The organism is Thermobifida sp., from assembly GCF_017577275.1.
Classification (GTDB): domain Bacteria; phylum Actinomycetota; class Actinomycetes; order Streptosporangiales; family Streptosporangiaceae; genus Thermobifida; species Thermobifida fusca.
In genome coordinates, this window is sequence record NZ_PITY01000020.1 from 752,424 (window position 1) to 766,695 (window position 14,272).

Genomic DNA, 14,272 nt, shown 5'->3' on the forward strand with positions numbered 1-14,272 from the left:
CCTCCCTACGCCACGATTCATCGCCGTCTCGTGGGGCAGTCGTGTCTCAAAGCCGACGACGACAAGGGGAGTGGGATGAGCAAGCGCTCGGCCTCATCGAGTCGATCCCCGGCTGCTGGTACCGGTGCCGCGGTTCCTGAGTCTCCCGCCGAACTTCCCGCAACCTCATGGTGGGCATCGCTGAAACGCACCGTCGTGGAGTTCAAGGAAGACAACCTGACCGACCTGGCCGCCGGGCTCACCTACTACGCGGTGCTGTCGATCTTTCCGGCACTCCTCGTCCTGGTGTCCCTGCTCGGCCTGGCCGGCCAGTCGGCCACCGACACGATCAGCGACCAACTGAGCGCGGTGGCCCCCGACGAGACCGTGGAGATCGTCACCGGAGTCCTGACCAACCTCCAAGCCAACCAGGCCACCGCCAGCCTGGTGGGGCTGCTCAGCCTCGCCTTGGCGGTGTGGTCGGCCTCCGCCTACGTCGCCGCGTTCATGCGGGCCGCCAACATCGTGTACGACATCCGGGAAGGCCGCCCGTTCTGGAAGACCCTGCCGGTCCGGGTCGGCATCACCCTGCTCCTGCTCACACTGGTAGCGATCAGCGCGCTCGCAGTCATCCTCAGCGGCGGGGTCGCCCAGTGGGTGGGGAACTTCATAGGGGCCGGTCCTACCGCCGTCACCCTGTGGAACATCGTCAAATGGCCGGTCCTCGTCCTGCTGATGATGTTCATGGTGTCGGTGCTGTACTGGGCGGCCCCCAACGTCAAACGACCTTTCCGCTGGGTGAGCCCCGGCGGCATCGTGGCGGTCCTCATCTGGCTCGGCGCCTCCGCGGCCTTCGCCTTCTACGTGGCGAACTTCGCCAACTACAACCGCACCTACGGTAGTCTCGCCGCGGTCGTCATCTTCCTGGTCTGGCTGTGGATCTCCAACATCGCGATCCTGCTGGGCATCGAATACAACGCGGAGATCGAACGGAGCCGGGCCCTCCAGGCGGGGCAGCGCCTCACCGTGGAACCCTATGTGGAACCCCGGGACGTGCCGAAACCCCGGCCGTTCCACCACCGGCCGAAACCGGAGTGAGGAAGGGTCGCCAACAACCGCCCTGGGAGAAGGGCTGTCTTACCGACCGTGGTGCGCCGTCACTCGCTGTCCGGCTGGTGCATGGGGATCTGGAACCACACGGCCTTGCCGTCGGGGGTGGGCCTGGACCCCCACCGCTCGGCCAGCTGGTCCACGAGGTAGAGGCCACGGCCGCCTTCGTCTTCCGCACCGGCAGTACGGATCCGCGGCAGCCGCAGGTCGTGGTCGAAGACCTCCACCCACACCGAGGAGGCGCCGCGGCGGAGCCGCAGCAGGAACTCGCGGCTGGTGGGCACCGGCTCCTCATCCTGCTCGGCCGCTTCCTCCAGCAGATCCGACCAGTCCTCGTCGAACTCGTCGAAACCGTCCAGCGGCAGCTGCTCGTCGGAGTCCTTGACCCCGTCGTCGGTGAACTCGCGGGTCACCGGGTGGGGAGTGGCGTGGATGACCACGTTGGTGACGATCTCCGAGACCAGCAGGCAGGCCAGCTCTGCCTGATCCCGGTCCATCCCCCACTCCTTGAACGTGTCCACGGCCAAGTGCCGGGCCTCCGCCACCGTAGGCGCCTCGGCGGGGAACCACTCCTGCTTGAGCGCCAGCTCCTCCGGGTGGGAGCGAACCACGAGCAGCGCGGTGTCGTCGTCAGCCACTCCGGGGACCGCGCGCTTAGCCACCTCCAGGATCTGGTGGACGTCCTTGTCGGCGACCTCCCGGACCCGTGACCGAAGCTGCTCCAGTCCGGCCTCCATGTCGACGGTGCCGTCGTACGACCGGCGTGCGACCAGGCCGTCCGTGTACAGCAGCAGCGTCGCCCCCGGCGGCAGCGTGAGCTCCCCCTGCCGGTACACCGAGTCGCCGGGCACCCCCTTGGGTTTGACGCCCAGCAGTTTGTCGCGGATCGCCATGTCCAGGTCGTCGACCTTGCCGCCGCAGATCAGCAGTGGAGGCTGGTGGCCCGCGTTGGCGTACGTCAGCTCCCGAGACCAGGCGTCGTACGCCATGTACAAGCAACTGACGCTCGGTACCCAGGTGTTGCCTTCCCCGTCCGGGCGGCCCAACTGGCGGACCCACTCGTCGAGTTCGCGCAGGATCTCGGCGGGTTCCCGGTCAGCTTGGGCGAACGCCCGCAGCGCGGCCCGCAGTTGGCCCATGACCGCTGCTGCGTGGGGGCCTTTGCCTTCGACGTCGCCGATGACGATGCCGACCCGCCCCGCCGACAGCGGAATCACGTCATAGAAGTCCCCGCCGACCTGGGTCTGGATTCCTTGGCCGTGCGCCTCCAGCGGTTTGGCGGGAATGTAGTCGTGGGCGATGGACAGTCCGTCGAATTCGGGGAATTCCCGGGGCAGCAGGCTGTTCTGGAAGGCGAGTGCGGTGTCGCGTTCCTCTTCGAAAAGGCGGGCGTTGTCGATTGCTACGGCGACCCGGGACGCGATCGTGCCGACCAGGTCGCGGTCGAAACTGTCGTAGTCGGTCTTGTCGCGGGACGTGAGCCCGGACCGGGCCAGGGTGAGCACGCCTAAGGTGACACCGCGGGCGCGCAGCGGCGCCGCGATCACCGACGTCACTCCGACCTGTTCGGAGACGCGCACGGAACGCCGGTTGGGGAACACTCCGGCCGTGGAGCCCGGGTTGGAGTAGTCGCTGACCACGACCGTCTCCATCCGGCGCAGTGCCTTGGAGACGAAGTGCTTCTCGGGGTAGTGCACCTCCTCGCCGACGTCAGGCCAGCTGCCCGGCGGCGGAGTCCACCCCTCGGCGTGCACGGAGACACGGCGGATCAGCCTGCCGTGGTCGTTGAGGTCGATGAAGCAGTGGTCGGCGAACTGGGGGACCAGGATCTCCGCGACAGCCTTCACGGTGGCTTCGAACTCGAGCGAACTGGCCAGTCGCCGTCCGATCCGGTCCAGCAGCCCGTACTGTTCCTCAATCCGGCCGCTTCGCAGCGCCTCGGTGATGAAGAGGACCACGCCCTCCACGGCACCGGAGGACGGCCGGAGGGGAACCGCGCTGGCCCGCAGGTGCATCCAGGTGGAGTCCTTGCGCAGCACCGCAAAAGTGCCTTCCCAGGTGTCCCCACGCAGGACCCTGCGGGCGAGCTGGGCGAGCTGCTCGTGGTCGGCTTCGTGGATACCGATGTCTACGAGGGGGGTGCCGAGGTAGTCGCGCCCGTCATCGAGCCCGAAAAGCTGGGTGGCGTAAGAGTTCCAGTAGCGGAGGTTGCTGAAGCGGTCCGTCACCACCACGGCGATCTGCACCTGTTCCAGGACTTCGGCTCCTGACAGTGCATCGTCGTAGAAGGCTTCCCCCCACCGCTTCATCACACAGCCACCTCGCCGTCACGGACCGTACTGATGACCGACGAGCACCGCATCGGCCGCCCCAAGGCAGGCGCGCGCGGTTCCATTCGTTCCGGTCCACGCCATGTGGCGAGACTAGCAACTGTGAGGATGTGTGCGCAGAGCAACGGCTGATCTCGTGGGCTGGATGCGAGACCGACGCTCCGGTCAGACCCGGGTAACGAAGATAAGACTGGCGACCTGCCGGGGCAGTTCGATCGACTCGCCATCCTCGCCGTTACCACCAATCACTCGCACACCGTCATCGCTCGCCTCGAGCGTCACTTCTTTGCCGGGTTGTACCCCGGTGCGTTTAAGAGCGAGCATGGTCTTGGTGTCGCTTTGGATTTGTTCGCTGATACGGCGAATCGTCACCCTGGTCGGCGTGTCAGAAAGCGCCTCGGGGATCGGCACGATGGAGCTACTCGCGAACGGCTCCGGCTCGTAGCCTTCGACACCCAGCTCGTCCAGGCCGGGGATCGGGTTCCCGTGAGCACACGTCCACGGCTCTTTGAGCAGTCCGATCAGCCGTTCTTCCACTGCCTCGGAGATCACATGCTCCCACCGGCAGGCTTCGACGTGGACGTCCTCCCACGGCAGCCCGATGATGTCCACCAGCAGCCGTTCCGCCAGACGGTGCTTCCGCATGACCTGGGTGGCCAGACGACGTCCCTCTTCCGTCATCACCAGGTGGCGGTCGTTCTCCACCCGCACCAGGCCATCGCGTTCCATGCGCGCAACCGTCTGACTCACGGTGGGGCCGCTCTGGCGCAGACGCTCGGCGATACGGGCGCGGAGCGGGACGATCCCCTCTTCCTCAAGCTCGAAGATCGTACGGAGATACATCTCCGTAGTGTCAATAAGTCCCTGTGCGGTCAAGGCTCCCTCTCCCCTTCTGAGCCCGGTTGAGAGCGGCCAACGACAGTTGTCTCAACACAGATCAGTGCGCGCCTGTTCCGGGGTTGCACGCGTGGGTGAGGGTATTCGCCAGCCGTGAGTCTAAAACGCGCATCTGACCGTGGAAACATCACCGTCCCCTCCGATCATAGCGTGACGGCGCGCAACTCTTTTTCCGAAAACGTGACCTATACCACTTAACAAATTGGTGAATCTCTTAATACTGTCCGTTCTTTCATGGTGAAAGCCGGTCGATTTGCCACGCCCCTTCACTCGGCGTGCCGGAGACCAGCCGATAGCGGAACCGGTCGTGCATCCGGTCACTACGGCCCTGCCAAAACTCCACTTCCTGCGGGACCAGGAGAAACCCGCCCCAATACTCCGGGCGAGGCACCGGCGTGCCCGGCGGCCACTGCTCCGCGCAACGCGCATACGCCCGGTCCAGCTCTGCACGGTCCGCTACCGGCGCGGACTGGTACTCACTCGCCCACGCCCCCAATTGGGACCCGTGCGGCCGCTGCGCAAAATACGCGTCGTTCTCTTCGTCACTAAGCCGCTCAGCAAAGCCGTACACGATGACCTGGCGGCGGATCGCATGCCAGGGGAACACGACGCAAGCGCGCGGCTCGCGGGCGAGCGCCACCCCTTTGCGCGACCGGTAGTTCGTGAAAAACCGCAGGCCACGCCGGTCATACCCTTTCAGGAGCACGGTCCGGGCGCTCGGCGCACCATCGGGGTCCACCGTAGACAGCACCATCGCGTTGGGCTCCGACAGCTCCGCCTCGCAGGCCTCGGTAAACCAGGCGTGGAACTGGTCCATCGGCTGCGGTGCCAGGCCACGGGGGTCTAACGGCGCTCCGTCATATGATTCACGCAGCTCAGCAGGGTCAGAATAGTCCACAGTGGTGCATCCTCACACGATCCGTGGGGTAGCCGCCAGCAGTGGGCGGGCCGTTAACGGCACCTCGCATGTCAGCAAAAGATCCTCGAACGGTTCAATGGATTACTAATCCGAGGACCGAGGAGACGGAGGAAGCCGGTATGTCGGACTTCAAACCCGGGCTCGAAGGAGTCGTGGCGTTCGAGACCGAGATCGCCGAACCGGACAAAGAGGGCGGCGCCCTCCGGTACCGGGGTGTCGACATCGAGCAGCTCGTCGGCCACGTCACCTTCGGGCGCGTGTGGGGGCTGTTGGTAGACAACAGCTTCAACCCCGGACTTCCCTTCGCGGACCCGATCGACCTGCCGGTCTCGACCGGTGACGTGCGTGTCGACGTCCAAAGCGCGCTGGCGACCCTGGCACCACGGTGGGGCTTCAAGCCGCTGCTGGACATCGACGAGGCGGAAGCGCGCGACAACGTCGCCCGCGCTGCCTCCGCTGCCCTGTCGATCATCGCCCAGTCCGCCCGCGGGGACCAGCCCAAGGTTCCGCAGAGCCGGGTCGACGAAGGTAAGACCATCGTCGAACGGTTCATGATCCAACTGCGTGGCGAACCGGACCCCCTCCACGTCAAGGCCGTTGACGCCTACTGGACGTCCGCTGCCGAACACGGCATGAACGCCTCCACGTTCACTGCCCGGGTCATCGCCTCCACTGGTGCCGACGTGGCCGCCGCCCTCTCCGGAGCCGTGGGTGCCATGTCCGGTCCGCTGCACGGCGGCGCACCCGCCCGCGTGCTGCACATGCTCGACGAGACGGAACGCCTCGGTGACGCGCGCAAGTACGTCACCCAGGCCCTGGACCGGGGCGAGCGCCTGATGGGCTTCGGTCACCGTGTCTACCGCGCAGAAGACCCCCGGGCCCGGGTCCTGCGCCGTACCGCCAAGGAACTGAACGCCCCCCGCTTCGAAGTCGCCAGCGCCCTGGAGAAGGCCGCCCTGGAAGAACTGCAGGCCCGCAAGCCCGACCGGGTGCTCGCCACCAACGTGGAGTACTGGGCCGCGGTGGTGCTGGACTTCGCGCAGATCCCGGCGTCGATGTTCACGTCCATGTTCACCTGCGCCCGCACCGCGGGATGGTCCGCGCACATCCTGGAGCAGAAGCGCACCGGCCGCCTGGTCCGGCCCAGCGCCCGCTACGTCGGCCCCGCTGTGCGCGACATCAAGAGCGTCGAAGGCGCCGACGAAGCCCTCGCCCAGGGCATCTAAAGCTGTCTGGTTTCGCACACTCGTGAACCCCGGTCACCGGCCGGGGTTCACTTCGTGTGTCGCGCGCCTAGCCGTCCCCCCGCTCCGGTGCGGGGAATCACGCCGCAGGACGGCCCCTCTCCCGCGATCCAGCGGTCCACCGGAGTAGGCTGGCCGAGTGACCGAGATCCACATTCCAGAGAACCTTCTGCCCGGCGACGGCCGTTTCGGCTGTGGCCCGTCCAAAGTCCGTCCTGAACAGGTGACCGCCCTGGCCTCCTCTGGTGCCACCTATCTCGGCACCTCGCACCGCCAGAAGCCGGTGAAGTCGCTCGTCGGCAGGGTGCGTTCCGGACTGGCCGAACTGTTCTCTCTCCCGGACGGCTACGAAGTGGTGCTGGGTAACGGCGGCACCACCGCCTTCTGGGACATCGCCGCGCACACCCTGGTGCGCCGCAAATCCCAGCACGTGTCGTTCGGCGAGTTCTCGTCCAAATTCGCCAAGGTCACTCAAGGTGCGCCGTGGCTCGACGAGCCCACCGTCATCACCGCGGAGCCGGGCTCCTACGCCCCGCCGCGTGCGGAAGCCGGCGTGGACGTCTACGCGCTCACCCACAACGAGACCTCCACCGGTGTGGCCACGCCGATCGAGCGGATCGCAGGCGCTGACGAGGACGCGCTCGTGCTGGTGGACGCCACCAGCGGCGCGGGCGGGCTGCCCGTGGACATCACCCAGACGGACGTCTACTACTTCGCTCCGCAGAAATGCTTTGCGGCGGACGGCGGACTGTGGATCGCGATCATGTCGCCGCGCGCCTTGGAGCGGATGGCCGAGATCGCGGCCACCGACCGCTACATTCCGGCGTTCTTCTCCCTGACGACCGCGGTCGACAACTCCCGTAAGGACCAGACCTACAACACTCCGGCCGTGTCCACGCTGCTGCTGTTCGCGGAGCAGATCGAATGGCTCAACAAGCAGGGCGGCCTGGAGTGGGCGGCCCGCCGCACCGCGGAATCGTCGTCGATCCTGTACAGCTGGGCGGAGAAGTCCGAGTACGCCACGCCGTTCGTCGCTGATCCCGCGCTCCGTTCCCAGGTGGTGGGTACGATCGACTTCAGTGACGAGGTGGACGCCGCCAAGGTCGCCGCGGTGCTCCGCGCCAACGGCGTCGTCGACACCGAACCGTACCGCAAGCTCGGCCGCAACCAGCTGCGTATCGGCATGTTCCCGGCTGTCGAACCGGAGGACGTGCGCGCGCTGACCGAGTGCATCGACTACGTGGTCGGCAAGCTCGGCTGAGCTGACACCACACACCCCTATCGCAAGTCCTTGTCGGCCGGTCCGGGGCTCTCCGGGCCGGCCGACGCGTCCGCAGCACGGATCACGAACGGTCTCGGCCATGCCCAAGAAGAAGCCGCAACCTCCGCACCTCAAGATCATTTCTCACCGGGGCGCGTCTGGACACCGCCCCGAGCACACTCTGGCCTCCTACGAACTGGGAGCGCGCTACGGCGGCGACTTCATCGAGGTGGACTTGGTGGCCACCGCCGACGGGCATCTCATCGCCCGCCACGAACCGGAGATCGGGCAGACCACGGACGTGGCGTCCCGTCCCGAGTTCGCCGACCGCCGCCGCACAGTGACCATCGACGGGCGCGAGGTCACCGGGTTCTTCGCGCACGACTTCACCCTGGCGGAGATCAAGACGCTGCGCGCGGTCGAACGGCTCCCGGACGTGCGCCCGTACAACGCGGAGCTCAACGGCAGGTACGAGATTCCCACCCTGGAAGAGATCGTCGACCTGGCGGATGAGCTGACCAGGGAGCTGGGACGGCCGATCGGGGTCTACCCAGAGACCAAGCACCCCTCCTACCACGCTTCCCTGGGCCTGGATCTGGAGCCGCCGCTGATCGCCCTGCTACGGGAGCGCGGGCTGCACGGCCCCGAGCCGCGGCTCCCCGTGTTCCTCCAGTCGTTTGAGGCAGACAGTCTGCGCAAACTGCAGGAACTGGAGGTGCCGCTGGTGTTCCTCATGGGCACCGGCGAGCAGTGGCAGCGCTACACCACCCCGGAAGGGCTGGCAGAAGTGGCGTCCTTCGCGCAAGCGATCGGTCCGGAGAAGTCCCTCGTCATCCCGGTCACTGAGGAGGGCGGACTCGGCGAACCCACCTCGCTTGTCGCCGACGCCCACGAGGCCGGCCTGCTCGTGCACCCCTACACGTTCCGCAGCGAGAACCACTTCCTGCCGCCGAAGCTGCGCTCCGGGGACGACCCGACCGCCTACGGGTCGTTTGCCGCCGAATACGAGGCGTTCTTCGCAGCGGGGGTCGACGGGGTGTTCACCGACCACTCCCGGCACGCGTTCCTGGCCCGGGAGATGTTCCTGGCCCAGGCTTGACCTGCCCTGACTCTGTCTCGTCCCGGCTCAGGCCGCGCTGCGGCAACCGGCGCGTCCTGAGCCGTCGTTACCGGGGCCCCGGCGCCGCCGCCTGCGGGGCGCTCGCTAGCTGTTACGCGCAAGCCAGACGATGGCGAGAATCGCCACGGCCGCGATCCCGGCCCCGACGAGGATGAGGCCGCCCGCGCCGCCCCCGCCGGAAAGGTCGGCTTCCTCGGTCGCTTCCGGCGACGGCTCTTCGTCCGCTGCCTCGGGAGGAGCGTCCAGAAACTCGTCCACAGGCACCCGCCACACCGGGCTGTGCGTGCCTTCGCTACCGACGAGCAGGGCGCTCCCGTCGCGGGTGAAGGCGAGTGACTCGCCCTGATCGCTTTCCGGCAGGGTGACGGTAGCGATCCGCCGTCCCGGCACCCCCTCGGAAGCGTCGTAGAGGGTCGCATTCCAGTAGGTGCGGATGGCGTAGTAGCTCCCCTCGGGGGAGAATGCCGCATCCGTGGCGAACAGCGGGGCGCTGCCCACCCGGGTCAGCGTGTTGACCCCGTCCGGGTCGAGCTGCTCAGGCGCGGCGTACACCCCGCCCGTGAACTCTTTGGACACGAGGTAGAGGCGGTTGTCCCGCGGGTCGATGAGCAGTCCTTCCGCGTCCCGTCCCCCGTCCTCGTAGACGAAGGTGAACGTGGTCGCGGTCACGGTCTGGTCGACCAGCTCCCGCGGCTCAGGAATCCGGTAGACCCGGACGTTCGGCCACCCGCCCTGGTAGTTGTCTCCGATGTCGGCGACGTAGATCGCGGGTTCTCCATGCTCGTCGACACCGATCCCGATGGCTTCCCAGTCGCGGGCCTCCACCCCCTCCCCGGCGAGCCAGACGGTGGCCACCGTATCGCCTTCCCCGTTGACGGCATACAGGGTGGGGCCGTAGTCGGGGCCGCTGTCGTTGTGGGTCCAGTAGATGTCTTCGTGGCGGTGGGAGACCGCCAGCCCGCTGGATTCGGCGATCCGCGGATCGGTGAGGGTGAAGAGCTGCTCGGTCCCTTCCGGCACTGCTCTGCTCGGAGAGGTTGGGGAAGGCTCTGGTGTGGCCGGTGCGGGAGCGGCAGCCCCCGCGATACAGCACACTCCGAGCAGGACGACTACCCCCACGCCGCGGACGCCTCTGGTCATGGCGCCCATCCTGCCATCCTGGCCGGTCCGGGAGCGCGGCGGTTTCCTGCCTCCGCCGGGGTGGGTGCGGGCTCGCCTACACCAGCGACCCGATGATCACGATCAGCATGATCACCGCGAGCACCGTGGGCAGCAGCCAGCGTTGCTTCCGATTGTTGGTGAGCATGCTCATGGGTCGCTCCGTCTTCTCCTGATCACTGCCTGGCGGTCATCGGATCGGGCACCGGTGTTCTCAGGCTAGTTTCCAGGTGGCGATGGTCTGGTACCGGGGGACAGCGCCCAGCCGACTGTGCACGAGGTGCACTTCGGCGGCCTGCCACGGTTCGGTGGCGAGGGTTTCCAGGCGGGCGCAGGGCGCGGTCAGGTTGGTGGTGATGCGGGCCCGGGCCACGGTCACGTGGGGCACGTAGCGGCGGTTCTCCACGGGGATGCCCAGGGCGACAGCGGCCTCGCGCAGGTCGGTTGCGAGTGCGGTGAGGGCCGCCGTGTCCCCGTCCACACCCGCCCACAGTACCCGGGAGCGGACCGGTTGGGGAGGGAACGTCCCGCTTCCGCGCAGGCTGAGGGACATCGCGGGGTGGCGGGCCGCCACCCGTCCCAGTTCCCCGGCGACCGTGTCCACCTGGTCGTCAGGCACGTCGCCGAGGAACACCAGGGTCATGTGCCACTGCTCCCGGGCCACCCAGCGCAGTCCACGGGCCGTGGGTCGGGCGGACGCCACCGCCGCGTCCAAGGCGTCGAGCGCCGCGGCGGGGGGAGTGACAGCCGTGAAGAGACGCATTATTCCTCCAGCTCAGGGCGGCGCTCCGGGCCCTTGTCTCGGATGACGTCGACGAAGGGGCGGCGGGCGCGGAGGCGCACCTTCACTCCGAGACTACGGCCCAGGAGCATGGCGGCGCTCACGGCGATGGTGACGCTCACCGTTCCGCCGACGACCATGCTGACTGCGGGGCCGAACAGGTCGGCGAGCACACCGACGATAGGCGCGCCGATGGGGGCGACCCCCAGGAACACCAGCATGTACATCGCCATGACGCGGCCGCGCATCTGCGGTTCCACGTTCAACTGGAAGTAGGCGTTCATAGAGGTGGTGAAGGTCATAAAGCAGATGCCCATGGGCACCAGGGCGACGAGCAGCGCCGTGTAGCCGGGCATGAGCCCGGCGACGACCTGGAGGACGCCGAACAGGAGCGCCCCGATGAGCACGGTGCGCAGCCGGGGTGCTTCGCGCCGCGCCGCGATGAGCGCGCCCGTGAAGGAGCCGAGGGCGAGGAATGTCGCGGCCAGCCCGAACGCCTCAGAGCCCGCCTGGAAGACGTTGTTGACCATGAGGGCGAGCTGGTTCTGCACGTTGGAGCCGAACAGTTGCACGAAGGCGACTGTGGCGAGCAGCAGGAGCAGGTCCCGGCGTCCGGCTACGTAGCGGAGCCCTTGCCGGACTTGCCCCTTGGAGCGCGGCGCGAGCTCGCTGACGTGGAGTTCGCTGGGGCGCATCATGAGCAATCCAGTAATGACCCCGGCGAACGAGACCGCGTTGATGAGGAAGACCGGCCCGGTGCCGATAAGGCCGATGAGGATGCCTGCGGCGGCGGGGCCGACCACGCGGCCCAGTTGGAAGCTGGCACTGTTCAACGCCACCGCATTGGGAAGATCCTCGCGTCCCACCATTTCGACCACGAAGCTCTGCCGGGCCGGGCTGTCCACGACGGTGACCAGGCCGAGTCCGAGGGCGAACAGGTAGACGTGCCACACCTGGGCCGTGCCGAACGTCACCAGCAGGCCCAAGCCCAGGGAGAGCAGGCCCATCATGCTCTGGCTCGTGATAAGCAGCCGCCGCTTGGACATCCGGTCGGCGAGTGCACCGCCCCACAGGCCGAACAGGAGCGTGGGAAGGAATTGCAGGGCGGTGGCGACTCCGAGCGCGATCCCGCTACCGCCGCTCAGTTGCAGGACCAGCCACTCTTGGGCGATGCGCTGCATCCAGGTGCCCGGGTTGGAGATCACCTGGCCCAGCGCGAAGAGGCGGTAGTTGCGGTTGGCCAGCGACCGGAACATGCTGGGACGGTTTTTGGACTGTGCGGGTTCTGCCGAGTCTGCGGACTGCTCGTCCGCTGTTACGCGACGATCCGAACGCGGTGTTGTGCTGCTGATAGCGACTCGCTCCTCCGGGTTGTCACCCTCCCGCCGCCCAGGTCACGACTGGCTCAACCGGTCCATGATCTCCGCTGCCCGCCTGAGGACCTCCTTGTCCTCGTGGCTCAGTTCTGCAAGCTGCCGGGTGAGCCACGCTTCCCGGCGCTGGTGGTCGGCTTGGACGAGCTGGATGCCTTCCTCGGTGATCTCCACCAACTGCTGGCGGCCGTCGTCGGGGTGACGCCTACGGCGGACCAGGCCGCGCTCTTCAAGCGCGGCGATGATGCGGGTCATCGACGGCGGCTGCACTTTTTCGTGGTCGGCGAGCGCGCCAGGAGTCATCGTCCCGTGTCGCGCCAGCGTGAAGAGCGCTGATCCCTGTCCCAGGGACAGGGAGGAGTCGGGCCGTTGGGCACGGAGCCGTCGGGCGAGCCGCCCCACGGCCATACGGAGCGCTGCGGCCAGGCTCGCGTCAGTGCTGGCTGGCGTGGATGGGTGAGGCTGATTCATTAGCATGACTCATTACTCTTGCTAACAATATCCCGGGAGGGAAGATTCCCTGGGATTTTCCCGGGTAACGCCACTCACACAAAGTGTGCGTACAAGTACGGCGTCCCATCCCGACGGAATGGGACGCCGAAGCGGACTTGCGGGCTTAGCCGAGCAGCGCCTGGATGGGCGCCTCAGCGAAGTGGATCAGGAAGACGAGGGAGATCAGCAGCATGAGCGGGTGCACGTCACGCCACCGGCCCTGAGCCGTCCGCACGATGGTGTAGGCGATGAACGCGACCCCGATACCGTTGGCGATCGAATATGTGTAGGGCATGATCACGATGGCCAGGAAGGCCGGGATCCCGATCCCCAGGTCCGTGAAGTCGACCTTGGTGATCTGGGTCATCATCAGGAAGCCCACCGCGACCAGCACCGGGGTGGCCGCCTCAGCCGGCACGAGGACCGCCAGCGGCGTAATGAACATCGCCCCGATGAACAGCAGGCCGGTGACGATCGGCGCGATACCGGTCCGCGCGCCTTCCCCGACACCCGCGGCAGACTCGGCGTAGGTGGTGGCCACCGACGCCGAAGCAGCACCACCCACGACAGTGCCGAGCGCGTCGGCGACGAGCACCCCCTGCGAGTTCGGCACGTTGCCGTCCTTGTCGGTGAGCCCCGCCTGGCCGGCGACACCGACCATCGTGCCCATGGTGTCGAAGAAGTCCGCCAGCAGCAGGGTGAGCACCAGCATGAGCATGGTGGCGATCCCCACGCCCCGCCAGTCGGCGAGCAGGTTGAACTGGCCGACCAGGCTGAGGTCCGGGAGCGACACCAGGTCGTCTGCCGACGTGGGCACCGTGGGGACGTTCAGCGCCCAGCCCAGATCGTTCACCTGGCCCGCCTCATCCACCCGCGGCCCCACCTTGGCGAACAGCTCCACCACGATGCCCAGCACCGTGGCGAAGACGATGCCGATCAGCACCGCGCCCTTGACCTGGCGGACCATGAGGACGATGGTGACCACGAAACCGAGGACGAAGACCAGGATCGGCCACCCGTTCAGCGATCCGCCCACCCCCAACTGGACGGGGGTGCCGTCTCCGGGCCGCACGAAACCGGCGTTGACGAAACCGATCAGGGCGAGGAACAAGCCCACCCCGACACCGATCGCGCTCTTCAGCGAGGCGGGGACCGCGTTGAAGACCGCCTTCCGGAACCCGGAAAAGACGAGCAGCAGCATGATGACACCCTCGATCACCACCAGGCCCATAACGTCGGCCCAGGTCATCATGGGTGCCAGCACGTAGGCGACGATCGCGTTGAGGCCCATGCCCGAGGCGATCGCGAAGGGGTAGCGGCTGATGACACCCATCAGGATGGAGGAGACCGCGGCGACCAGTGCGGTGACCGCCGCCACCCGTTCCAAGCCGAGGGTGTCGCCATTGATATCCGGAGCAGTACCGATGATCAGCGGGTTGACCACGACGATGTAGGCCATCGCGAAGAACGTGGCCAGCCCGCCGCGGATCTCACGAGCAAAGTTCGAGCCGCGCGCGGTGACATGGAAATAGCGGTCGAGCGCGGCAGCAAAACCGGTGCGCTTCGTGGGCGGCACCGGCGCAACTGGGGTAGAGGACTCACTCACTC

General features: G+C 67.2%; 12 protein-coding genes. 4 read left to right on the forward strand and 8 right to left on the reverse strand.

Going from position 1 to position 14,272, the window contains the following annotated elements; genetic code table 11:
- Positions 1-75 precede the first annotated feature (75 nt).
- Complete coding sequence (locus CW348_RS08335) at positions 76-1,077, forward strand: YihY/virulence factor BrkB family protein (protein WP_011290698.1); 1,002 nt, start codon at positions 76-78, stop codon at positions 1,075-1,077.
- Positions 1,078-1,136: 59 nt separating this feature from the next.
- Here the strand turns inward: CW348_RS08335 and CW348_RS08340 are convergent, their stop codons facing one another.
- The 3 genes from CW348_RS08340 to pdxH form a co-directional block, all read right to left on the reverse strand.
- Positions 1,137-3,398, reverse strand: a complete 2,262-nt coding sequence (locus CW348_RS08340) for a SpoIIE family protein phosphatase (protein ID WP_011290697.1) — start codon at positions 3,396-3,398, stop codon at positions 1,137-1,139.
- A gap of 186 nt (positions 3,399-3,584) precedes the next feature.
- On the reverse strand, positions 3,585-4,295 hold the full coding sequence (locus CW348_RS08345) for a metal-dependent transcriptional regulator (protein ID WP_016188080.1): 711 nt from the start codon (positions 4,293-4,295) through the stop codon (positions 3,585-3,587).
- Positions 4,296-4,548: 253 nt separating this feature from the next.
- A complete protein-coding gene (pdxH, locus tag CW348_RS08350; RefSeq protein WP_011290695.1) occupies positions 4,549-5,214 on the reverse strand; it encodes a pyridoxamine 5'-phosphate oxidase in 666 nt (221 codons plus the stop codon).
- Positions 5,215-5,354: 140 nt separating this feature from the next.
- Here pdxH and CW348_RS08355 point away from each other — a divergent pair, with 140 nt between their 5' ends.
- The 3 genes from CW348_RS08355 to CW348_RS08365 all read left to right on the forward strand — a co-directional run bounded on the left by CW348_RS08355 (position 5,355) and on the right by CW348_RS08365 (position 8,839).
- Positions 5,355-6,461, forward strand: coding sequence for a citrate synthase 2 (locus tag CW348_RS08355; protein ID WP_011290694.1), 1,107 nt, complete (start codon positions 5,355-5,357; stop codon positions 6,459-6,461).
- Positions 6,462-6,618: 157 nt separating this feature from the next.
- Positions 6,619-7,740 (forward strand): phosphoserine transaminase, encoded by a 1,122-nt coding sequence (serC, locus tag CW348_RS08360; protein ID WP_011290693.1) that lies wholly within the window; start codon positions 6,619-6,621, stop codon positions 7,738-7,740.
- A gap of 100 nt (positions 7,741-7,840) precedes the next feature.
- Positions 7,841-8,839, forward strand: coding sequence for a glycerophosphodiester phosphodiesterase family protein (locus CW348_RS08365; RefSeq protein WP_011290692.1), 999 nt, complete (start codon positions 7,841-7,843; stop codon positions 8,837-8,839).
- Positions 8,840-8,944: 105 nt separating this feature from the next.
- Here the strand turns inward: CW348_RS08365 and CW348_RS08370 are convergent, their stop codons facing one another.
- The 5 genes from CW348_RS08370 to CW348_RS08390 all read right to left on the reverse strand — a co-directional run bounded on the left by CW348_RS08370 (position 8,945) and on the right by CW348_RS08390 (position 14,270).
- The gene (locus tag CW348_RS08370; RefSeq protein ID WP_011290691.1) at positions 8,945-10,009 is read right to left on the reverse strand and encodes a hypothetical protein; all 1,065 of its coding nucleotides are present in this window, start codon (positions 10,007-10,009) and stop codon (positions 8,945-8,947) included.
- A gap of 223 nt (positions 10,010-10,232) precedes the next feature.
- Entirely contained in the window at positions 10,233-10,781 is a 549-nt protein-coding gene (thpR, locus tag CW348_RS08375; RefSeq protein WP_011290690.1) for an RNA 2',3'-cyclic phosphodiesterase, read from the reverse strand.
- The gene (locus CW348_RS08380) at positions 10,781-12,055 is read right to left on the reverse strand and encodes an MFS transporter (protein ID WP_104612784.1); all 1,275 of its coding nucleotides are present in this window, start codon (positions 12,053-12,055) and stop codon (positions 10,781-10,783) included. The genes thpR and CW348_RS08380 overlap by 1 nt, the downstream gene beginning before the upstream one ends.
- 138 nt (positions 12,056-12,193) lie before the next feature.
- Positions 12,194-12,643, reverse strand: a complete 450-nt coding sequence (locus tag CW348_RS08385; RefSeq protein ID WP_038043139.1) for a MarR family winged helix-turn-helix transcriptional regulator — start codon at positions 12,641-12,643, stop codon at positions 12,194-12,196.
- A gap of 145 nt (positions 12,644-12,788) precedes the next feature.
- On the reverse strand, positions 12,789-14,270 hold the full coding sequence (locus CW348_RS08390; RefSeq protein ID WP_011290687.1) for an NCS2 family permease: 1,482 nt from the start codon (positions 14,268-14,270) through the stop codon (positions 12,789-12,791).
- Positions 14,271-14,272: the final 2 nt, after the last annotated feature.

What these genes read in the sequence shown, in the direction of transcription:
- CW348_RS08335 (WP_011290698.1), top strand. Translation starts at nt 76, where the DNA reads ATGAGCAAGCGCTCGGCCTCATCGAGTCGATCCCCGGCTGCTGGTACC.
- CW348_RS08340 (WP_011290697.1), bottom strand. Translation starts at nt 3,398, where the DNA reads ATGAAGCGGTGGGGGGAAGCCTTCTACGACGATGCACTGTCAGGAGCC.
- CW348_RS08355 (WP_011290694.1), top strand. Translation starts at nt 5,355, where the DNA reads ATGTCGGACTTCAAACCCGGGCTCGAAGGAGTCGTGGCGTTCGAGACC.
- CW348_RS08365 (WP_011290692.1), top strand. Translation starts at nt 7,841, where the DNA reads ATGCCCAAGAAGAAGCCGCAACCTCCGCACCTCAAGATCATTTCTCAC.
- CW348_RS08370 (WP_011290691.1), bottom strand. Translation starts at nt 10,009, where the DNA reads ATGGGCGCCATGACCAGAGGCGTCCGCGGCGTGGGGGTAGTCGTCCTG.
- thpR (WP_011290690.1), bottom strand. Translation starts at nt 10,781, where the DNA reads ATGCGTCTCTTCACGGCTGTCACTCCCCCCGCCGCGGCGCTCGACGCC.
- CW348_RS08380 (WP_104612784.1), bottom strand. Translation starts at nt 12,055, where the DNA reads ATGTTCCGGTCGCTGGCCAACCGCAACTACCGCCTCTTCGCGCTGGGC.
- CW348_RS08385 (WP_038043139.1), bottom strand. Translation starts at nt 12,643, where the DNA reads ATGAATCAGCCTCACCCATCCACGCCAGCCAGCACTGACGCGAGCCTG.